This window comes from Amycolatopsis sp. cmx-11-12 (assembly GCF_046269425.1).
Classification (GTDB): Bacteria; Actinomycetota; Actinomycetes; order Mycobacteriales; family Pseudonocardiaceae; genus Amycolatopsis.
Map to the genome: position 1 here is coordinate 53,656 of NZ_JADNQM010000009.1, position 8,614 is coordinate 62,269.

Here is an 8,614-nt window from a genome sequence, read left to right on the forward strand (position 1 = left end):
CGTGACGAATCTTGCGACGAATACGGAGAGCCTGGTCTCTCGGGAGGTGCGCGACGAAGCCGTCGCCGCCGCGCGGGCCGCGGCCGTGGCTTCGGGCGTCGAAATCCGCGAGCTCACCGAAATCGCCGAGCTGGCCGCGGTGGTCGGCCTGTTCGAGTCGATCTGGAAGTTCGCGCCCGGCGCGCGACCGGTGAGCACGGAACTGCTCCGGGCGATGTCCACGGCCGGGAACTACGTCGCGGGCGCGTTCGAGCACGGCGAACTCCTGGGCGCCTGCTTCGGTTTCTTCGGCAACCCGGGGAAGGCAAGCCTGCACAGCCATATCGCCGGGGTCGCCGACGCGGGCGCCGGGCGGGGGATCGGTCAAGCGCTCAAACTGCACCAGCGCGGCTGGGCGCTGCTCCAGGACGTCTCGTTGGTCACCTGGACCTTCGACCCGCTGGTGCGGCGCAACGCCTACTTCAATCTGGTGAAGCTCGGCGCGCGGCCGATCGGTTACCTGCCTGACTTCTACGGTCCGATGGAGGACGGCATCAACGGCTCGGGCGACACCGACCGGCTGATGGTCGGCTGGGACCTGACGAACCCGGACGTCCGCGCCGCCGCTTCGGGTCAACCCGTCCTGATCGACGCGGAGGCGCTGGGCGCGGCGAAGGCACTCTCGGTCGACTCCGACGGCGGCCCGGTCATCGGGTCCGCCGACACACCGACCGTGCTGGTCGCCGTCCCCCCGGACGTCGAACGGTTACGCCGCACCGATCCCGGTCGCGGTAACGCGTGGCGTGTCGCCCTACGCGAAGTCCTCGGCGGACTGATGGCGGACAACGCCAAGGTCGCCGGTTTCGATCGTGCCGGCTGGTACGTGATCTCGAAGGAGCAGTCGTGAAACTCAGCGGTGTGGAACTGCGCCGGGTCCGGATGCCGCTCGTGGCCCCGTTCCGGACGTCGTTCGGGACGCAGGCCGAACGGGAACTGCTGCTCGTCCACGCGGTGACGCCGACGGGTGAGGGCTGGGGCGAATGCGTCGCGATGGAGGCGCCGCTCTACTCGTCGGAGTACAACGACGCCGCCGAGCACGTGTTGCGGAACCATCTGATCCCGGCCCTGCTGGCAGCCGAGGACGTGACCGCGTACAAGGTGACGCCGTTGCTGGCGAAGTTCAAGGGCCACCGGATGGCGAAGGCCGCGCTGGAGATGGCTGTCCTCGACGCCGAACTCCGCGCGCACGAACGGTCTTTCGCGGCGGAACTCGGGTCCACTCGCGACTCCGTGGCCTGCGGGGTCTCGGTCGGGATCATGGACTCGATCCCGCAGTTGCTCGACGTCGTCGGCGGTTACCTGGACGAGGGTTATGTCCGCATCAAGCTGAAGATCGAACCGGGCTGGGACGTCGAGCCGGTGCGCCAGGTGCGGGAGCGCTTCGGCGACGACGTGCTGCTCCAGGTCGACGCGAACACCGCGTACACCCTGGGTGACGCACCGCTGCTGGCCAGGCTGGACCCGTTCGGACTCCTGCTGATCGAGCAGCCGCTCGAAGAGGAGGACGTCCTCGGCCACGCCGAACTGGCCAAGCGGATCCGGACACCGATCTGTCTCGACGAGTCGATCGTGTCCGCCAGGTCCGCCGCCGACGCGATCAAACTCGGCGCCTGCCAGATCGTCAACATCAAGCCTGGCCGGGTCGGCGGCTACCTCGAAGCCCGCCGGGTGCACGACGTCTGCGCGGCGCATGGGGTCGCGGTGTGGTGCGGCGGGATGATCGAGACCGGTCTCGGCCGGGCGGCGAACGTCGCGCTCGCCTCGCTGCCGGGCTTCACACTTCCCGGTGACACGTCGGCGTCCGGCCGGTTCTACCGCACGGACATCACCGAACCGTTCGTGCTGGAAGCCGGACATCTCCCGGTCCCGACCGGCCCGGGCCTCGGCGTGACCCCGATCCCGGATCTGCTGGACGAGGTCACCACGGCGAAAGCGTGGATCAGTTCGTAGCGCGCTACGAATTCCGGAGTTAGATTTGGTCGGAGCGGACCATTCGGTTCGGTCAGGCCGGGTTTAACTTCGGGGGGTGCTGACACCGGTGCCCAGCAAGCCACAGATGAGTTTGGGACGCGTCCTCGAGGACCTCGGGGACGTGCTCCTGGAGCCGGTCGCGGTTGGCCGGACCACCCGCAAGCAGCTCGGCGGGGTGGTCATCCACGATCCGCACGACGAGTCCGACTTTCCCGCGAAGGCCGTCGTGCTCGGCGTCGGGGTGCGCGAGCCCGACGAGATCGTCCGCCTCTTGCACGACGTGGGTGCGAGCGGCGCGGCGGCACTCGTCGTCCGGTCTCCCGTCACCCCGACGCCGGAACTCCGGCGCGCCGCGGACTCGTCCGGGGTCGCCCTGCTCGGGCTCGCGCACGGCGCGTCCTGGGCCCAGCTCGCCGCCATGCTCAGGACGTTGCTCGCCGAGGGAGACATCGGAGAGGTCTCGCCGCAGACCATCGGCGGAATGCCGTCCGGTGATCTTTTCGCCCTGGCCAACGCGGTCGCCGCGTTGCTGGACGCGCCGGTGACCATCGAGGACCGCAGTAACCGGATTCTCGCGTTCTCCGGGCGCCAGGACGAGGCGGATCCTTCCCGGGTCGAGACCATCCTCGGCCGTCAGGTGCCCGAGCGGTTCGCCCGCGGCCTGGAACGGGACGGCGTCTTCGAGAGGCTGTACCGCGACCACACGCCCGTCTACGTCGATCCGCAGCGCTACGACGACAACGAGATCACGATCCCGCGTGTGGCGCTCGCCGTCCGCGCCGGCGACGAAGTACTCGGGTCGATCTGGGCCGCGGTCCGGAAACCACTCAGCGAGGAGCGGACCCAGGCGTTCATCGACGCCGCCAAGCTGGTCGCGTTGCACATGCTCCGGCTGCGCGCGGGCGCCGACGTCGAACGACGGCTGCGCGCGGATCTGGTGAGTACGGCGCTCGAAGGCGGCGCCGGGGCACCGGAGGCCATCGCCCGGCTCGGCCTGCTGGGACAGCCGTCGATCGTGCTCGCCATGGGCCTGCTCGGCGCGTCCGCCCCGGACGACGATCTCCGCCTGGTCGCGGACCGCCAGCGGGTCGCCGACGCGCTGGCCATGCACCTCAGTGCCGTCCAGCCGCGTTCGGCCGTCGCTCTGGTGGGCGACGTCGCTTACGGCATCGTCCCGATGCCTGGCAGTCACGCCGACTGCCAGGAGCGTTCGGTGCGGGTCGCGTCGACCTTCCTGGAGCGCACCGGACGCCGGGCGGCGGCCGCGATCGGCATCGGACCGCTCGCGCTCGACGGCTCCGGCCTGCGTGCCTCGCGGGACGGCGCCGACCGGGCGTTGCGCGTGCTGCTCACCAACGCCCGCGCGAAACGCGTCGCGACCGTGGAGGACGTCCACGTCGACGCGCTCATGCTGGAGCTGGCCGATCTCGCCGCGGCGAGGGGAGACGTCGCGACAGGACCTGTCGCGCGGCTTCTCGCCTACGACGCCCAGCATCAGTCACAACTGGTGCACACCCTGCGGTGCTGGCTGGACGCCTTCGGTGACATCGGTGCCGCGTCCGCCGCGGCTTACGTCCACCCGAACACCTTCCGTTACCGGCTGCGGCGCCTCGCCGAGGTCGGCGAAATCGATCTCGACGACGCGGGGGAGCGGTTCGCGGCCATGCTGCAACTCCGGCTGCTTCCCCGTGACACACAGACCGGGGCGCCCGCCGAGGAGTCCTGACCACCGGCGAAGTTGGTCCACCGCGCCCGAAAGACCTCCGGATGTTCGTGTGAACGCACGAACTCTGCTCGCCACCCGCTGTTCAGAATGAGTGATCGGCGCCTCTGCGGCGCCGTTCTCCTTCTCTCCCAACGTTTCCCGCGGAGGCGCCATGACAACAGTGGTCAAAGAGGACACCTGGACAGCGCGGCGGATCAACCGGACGGCGCTCATCACCATGGTGGTGATGGTCTTCGCCTGGGCGGTCGACTACATCGACCGGTTCTCGATCGGGATGGCCCTGCCGATGATCGGCGCCGAATTCGATCTCAGCAAGACCCAGCAAGGCTGGCTCGTGACCGTGTTCGCGCTGGTCTACATGGTCTGCCAGATCCCGGCGGGTTTCCTCGCCGACCGGTACGGCTCTCGCGGGCCGATGCTGGTGACCTTGCTGCTCTGGTCGGCGTTCACCGCGATGACCGGGATGGCGGGCACCTTCGGCATGCTGCTGGTCGTCCGTGGTCTTTTCGGTGTGTGCCAGGGGCTTTTCCCGGCGGCGTCGTTCAAGGCGATCGCGGAACGGACCACCCCCGGAAACCGCGCGACGGTAACCGGCGTGATGCTGTCCGCCGGCGGGATCGGCGCGGGGCTGGCGCCGTTGATCGTCGGGCCGCTGCTGATGGCGATCGGCTGGCGGCACACGTTCTTCTGGATGGCGGGGGTCGGCGCGATCATCGGCGTGGTCGTCTGGACGCTCTTGCCGAAAGCGCTTCCCAAGGAGCTGAGCAGCCTCCCGCGCGACGAGACGGCGGCGCCCGCGGTCTCGCGCAAACAGGTACTGAAGTCCTTCGTGGTCTGGAAGTTCACCCTGCTGTTCTGCGTCACCAACATGCTGAACTACGGCCTGATCACCTGGGTCCCCAGCTACCTGCTGGAGACGCGTGGCCTGTCACTGAGCCAGACCGGGGTACTCGCGGCGATCCCGATGCTGGTCAGCATCGGCACGACCATCCTCGGCGGCTGGCTCTTCGACCGCTACTTCCACGACCACGGCCGCTGGTACCTGAGTTCGATCGCACTGGTCACCGTGGTGCTCCTGACGCTGATGGTCAACGCGGACAGCACGGCGGAGTTCACCCTCTACGAGACGCTCGCCCTCGCGGTCTTCGGCCTGGCGACGATGGCCGTCTTCGGCTTGCCGTTACGCGTGCTGCCCACGGAGGTCACCGGGATCGGCATGGGCGTGATGAACTTCGGCGGCCAGGTGGCGGGCGCGGTCGCCCCGGTGGCGATGGGCTGGCTCGCCGACGCCTTCTCCTACACCGCCGCGTTCGGTTTCCTCATCGGCACCACCTTCCTCACCGCCGTGATCGCGTTCTGGGTGCCGCAGAACCCCGCGCAGTTCACCTTCTCCGGAGCGAGTCCTAAGTAGACAGCACCACACCGCGCACCGGGGATGTCGCGAAAGCCACTTTCGGGACATCAGAGGTCCCGAAAGTGGCTTTCGCGACACCCGGATCAGCACGCTGACCGACGCGCCACCGGTGCCTTTCCCCCAACCTAGACAGGAGTCCCATGCCCACCGCGTCCGAAGTCATCGAAACGATCAACGAGCACGCGAAGGAGGCCGGAGTCCGCGTCCGGCTGCACGCGGCCGAGATCGACGGCACCCGGCGGATCGGCGTCGACGAACACGCGCCCGTCGTGACGGCGTCGGTCTTCAAGGTCCCGATCGCGCTGGAACTGGCGCGGCAGGCCGCGGACGGCGTGCTCGACCTCGGCGAGCGGATCACCATCCCGCCGGGACACCCCACGCCGAGCCCGTACGGTCTGGCCACCTTCCGGCATGAGATCACGATGTCCTGGTACGACCTCGCGATCCTGATGATCGGGATCAGCGACAACGTCGCGACCGACCTGATCCTCGCTCGTGTCGGCAAGGAGTCGACGGAGAAGACGTTGCGGCGTCTCGGTTTCGAGCAGACCACCGTGCCGCAGGACTGCGGGGAGGTGCTCGGCAGCATCGGGGAAGACCTCGGGATCTCCTACGAGGACGACGAAAGGCTGCTGACGGAGCTCCCGATGGAGCGGATCGTCGCGTTGCGCGCGCTACGACCGGAGCAGACCTGCGCCACCACCGCCGAGGAGATCACCCGGCTGCTCGGGTTGCTCTGGCGTGACGAGGCGGCTTCGCCCGCCGCGTGCGCGGACGTCCGGCGCTGGATGGAACTCCAGGTGTGGCCGCATCGGCTGCGGTCCGGGTTCCCGGACGACGGGATCCGCGTCAGTGGCAAGACCGGGACCCTGCCGTCGGTGCGCAACGAGGTCGGTGTGGTCGAGTACCCGGATGGGGGTCGTTACGCGGTAGGGATTTTCACCGACGCCGTCGACGCGCGGTCGCGGGTGCCGGAGCGGGACGCGTTCATCGGCTTCGCCGCCGCGCAGGCGGTGGAATGGCTCAGGCTTCCCGAGGCCGGGAGCGAATGATTCGTCCGCACGGATGAATTTTCCCGCCGCTCTCGTCGTTCCGCACGAACCGGTGACGCCCGTCACCGTCCTAGCATTCCGGGAACTGCCGGTCCACCCTTTCCACGGACGAGGATGCCCATGTCGAAACTTTCCGAAATCGATACCTGGCTCGAACAGAACCTTCCCGCCCTGCTGGCCGAACACCAGGTGCCCGGCGCGGCCGTCGCCGTCTTCGCGAACGGTGAGGTGATCGACCACGCGGCAGGCGTGCTGAACAAGGGGACCGGCGTCGAGTCCACTGTGGATTCCGTCTTCCAGATCGGTTCGATCACCAAGGTGTGGACGACCACTCTCGCGATGCAGCTGGTCGACGAGGGCAGGCTGGACCTCGACAAGCCGGTCCGCGACTACCTTCCCGAGTTCGTCCTCTCCGACGACGACGCCGCGTCGCGGATCACCGTGCGGCAGCTGACCTGTCACACGTCCGGGTTCGAGGGCGACATCTTCACCGACACCGGGCAGGGCGACGACTGCGTCGCGAAGCTCGTGGCGACACTGTCCGACGTCCCCCAGTTGTTCAAGCCGGGGGAGATGTTCTCCTACAACAACGCCGGTTATTGCGTGCTCGGCAGGATCGTCGAGGTCCTGCGCGGCAAGTCCTACGACGACTGCGTGCGCGAGCACCTCTTCGCGCCGCTCGGGCTGACCCACGCCGCCGCCGGGCCGTACGACGCCATCCGGTACCGCGCCGCGATCGGCCACGTCCAGCCGACGCCGGACGACGAACCGGTCGCGGCGCCCGTCTGGGCGTTGACCCGCTCGAACGTCCCCGCCGGTTCGCATCTCGCGATGCGGCCGCGCGACCTGCTCACCTTCGTGCGCATGCACCTGAACGAAGGCCGCGCGGACGACGGCACCCAGGTGCTCAAGCCCGAAACCGCGCGCGCCATGTGGGAGCGCCAGGTCGAACTGCCCTACCTCGGCCTGATGGGCGGGGCGTGGGGGCTCGGCTGGATGATCTTCGACTGGGACGGCGGCCCGGTGATCGGCCACGACGGCGGCACCATCGGCCAGTCGGCGTTCCTGCGGGTGGTGCCGGGCAGCAACGTCGCGGTGGCGCTGCTGACCAACGGCGGCAAGCCGATGCATCTCTACCTGGACATCTTCCGGAAGGTGCTGCGCGACCTGGCCGGGGTCGAGGTCCCGCCGCTGCCCGAGCCCAACGCCGCGGAGGCCCCGGCCGATCCCTCCCGCTACGTGGGCGAGTACTCCTCACAGGTGGCGGACATCGTCGTCAGTCAGGACGACGAAGGCGCCCTGTGGCTGGAGCGCACGCCGAAGGGGGTTTTCGCCGATCTCGGAACGGGTCCGGAGAAGAGCAGGCTCCTCGGCTACAAGGGCGACACCCTGGTCGTCGAACACGACGGTCTTGGCCTGCACATGCCGCACGCCTTCGTCGGTGACGACGGCGACGGGCGCGCGCTGTACGTCCACACCGGACGCGCCGACCGGCGGGTGAGCCGGTGACGCCGATCGCCGACGAGATCGAGGCGGTCTTCACCGGGGCGGGCGCGCGCGGCTTCGTGCACGCCCGTGAGGTCGGCGTACCCGATGGTCCCGAAGTCGGCGTCGGCGCGGACGACCAGGTCGTGCTGGCGTCGGTGTTCAAGATCCCGCTCGCGGTCGCATTCGCCAGGGAGGTGGCCGCGGGCAGACTCGACGAGACCGAGCGGACCCGCGTCACCGCGCGCTACCGGATCGGCGGGATCGGCACCGCCGGCTGCGCCGACGACGTCGAGATGAGCTGGCGCGACCTCGCGCATTTCATGCTGACGATGAGCGACAACGCCGCGACCGACCTGATCTACCACCGGGTCGGGCAGGCGGCCGTCGACCAGGTGCTTGCCGATCTCGGACTCGCCAGGACACGGCTGATCGGCTGCTGCGAGGACCTGTTCGCGTCCGTCATCGCCGACCTCGGCGCGAAACCGGACGACGATCTGGAAGCCGTCCTCGCCGGGGCCAGCGAGGAACAGCTGTGGAAGCTCTCGGTGGTCGACCCGGACCGCACCACGTCGTCGACCCCGCGCGAGATCACCACCCTGCTCGACGCGATCTGGACCGACCGCGCGGGCGACCCGGCCGCCTGCGAACGCGTGCGGACGATCATGGCCCAGCAGATCTGGCCGCATCGGATCTCGTCCGGCTTCCCGGCGGGCGTGGCGATCGCGGCCAAAACCGGAACCCTTCCCGCTGTCCGTAACGAAGCGGGGGTGGTGACCCATGTGGACGGTCGCCGGTACGCCGTCGCGGTGTTCACCCGCGCCGACTCCCTCGCCGACCGCCTGCCCGCGGTCGATTCCGCCATCGGTGAGGCCGCCCGCCTCGCCGTCGAACACCTTCGTGCGCAGACCGTGACCCCGTAGGAGA

7 protein-coding genes are annotated in these 8,614 nt (G+C 69.1%); all 7 read left to right on the forward strand.

What is annotated here, in order from left to right:
- Position 1 precedes the first annotated feature (1 nt).
- The 7 genes from ACLARN_RS14775 to ACLARN_RS14805 all read left to right on the forward strand — a co-directional run bounded on the left by ACLARN_RS14775 (position 2) and on the right by ACLARN_RS14805 (position 8,610).
- Positions 2-886 (forward strand): GNAT family N-acetyltransferase, encoded by an 885-nt coding sequence (locus ACLARN_RS14775; protein WP_409491953.1) that lies wholly within the window; start codon positions 2-4, stop codon positions 884-886.
- Positions 883-1,989, forward strand: coding sequence for an o-succinylbenzoate synthase (menC, locus tag ACLARN_RS14780; RefSeq protein WP_409491954.1), 1,107 nt, complete (start codon positions 883-885; stop codon positions 1,987-1,989). Before ACLARN_RS14775 ends, menC begins: the two co-directional genes overlap by 4 nt.
- 106 nt (positions 1,990-2,095) lie before the next feature.
- Positions 2,096-3,736: a PucR family transcriptional regulator gene (locus tag ACLARN_RS14785; RefSeq protein WP_409491955.1), complete on the forward strand. Its 1,641-nt coding sequence runs from the start codon at positions 2,096-2,098 to the stop codon at positions 3,734-3,736.
- A 151-nt stretch (positions 3,737-3,887) separates the two neighbouring features.
- Positions 3,888-5,147 (forward strand): MFS transporter, encoded by a 1,260-nt coding sequence (locus ACLARN_RS14790; RefSeq protein ID WP_409491956.1) that lies wholly within the window; start codon positions 3,888-3,890, stop codon positions 5,145-5,147.
- Between the two features lie 143 nt (positions 5,148-5,290).
- The gene (locus ACLARN_RS14795) at positions 5,291-6,202 is read left to right on the forward strand and encodes a serine hydrolase (protein ID WP_409491957.1); all 912 of its coding nucleotides are present in this window, start codon (positions 5,291-5,293) and stop codon (positions 6,200-6,202) included.
- A 120-nt stretch (positions 6,203-6,322) separates the two neighbouring features.
- Positions 6,323-7,711 (forward strand): serine hydrolase domain-containing protein, encoded by a 1,389-nt coding sequence (locus tag ACLARN_RS14800; protein ID WP_409491958.1) that lies wholly within the window; start codon positions 6,323-6,325, stop codon positions 7,709-7,711.
- Complete coding sequence (locus tag ACLARN_RS14805; RefSeq protein ID WP_409491959.1) at positions 7,708-8,610, forward strand: serine hydrolase; 903 nt, start codon at positions 7,708-7,710, stop codon at positions 8,608-8,610. The genes ACLARN_RS14800 and ACLARN_RS14805 overlap by 4 nt, the downstream gene beginning before the upstream one ends.
- Positions 8,611-8,614: the final 4 nt, after the last annotated feature.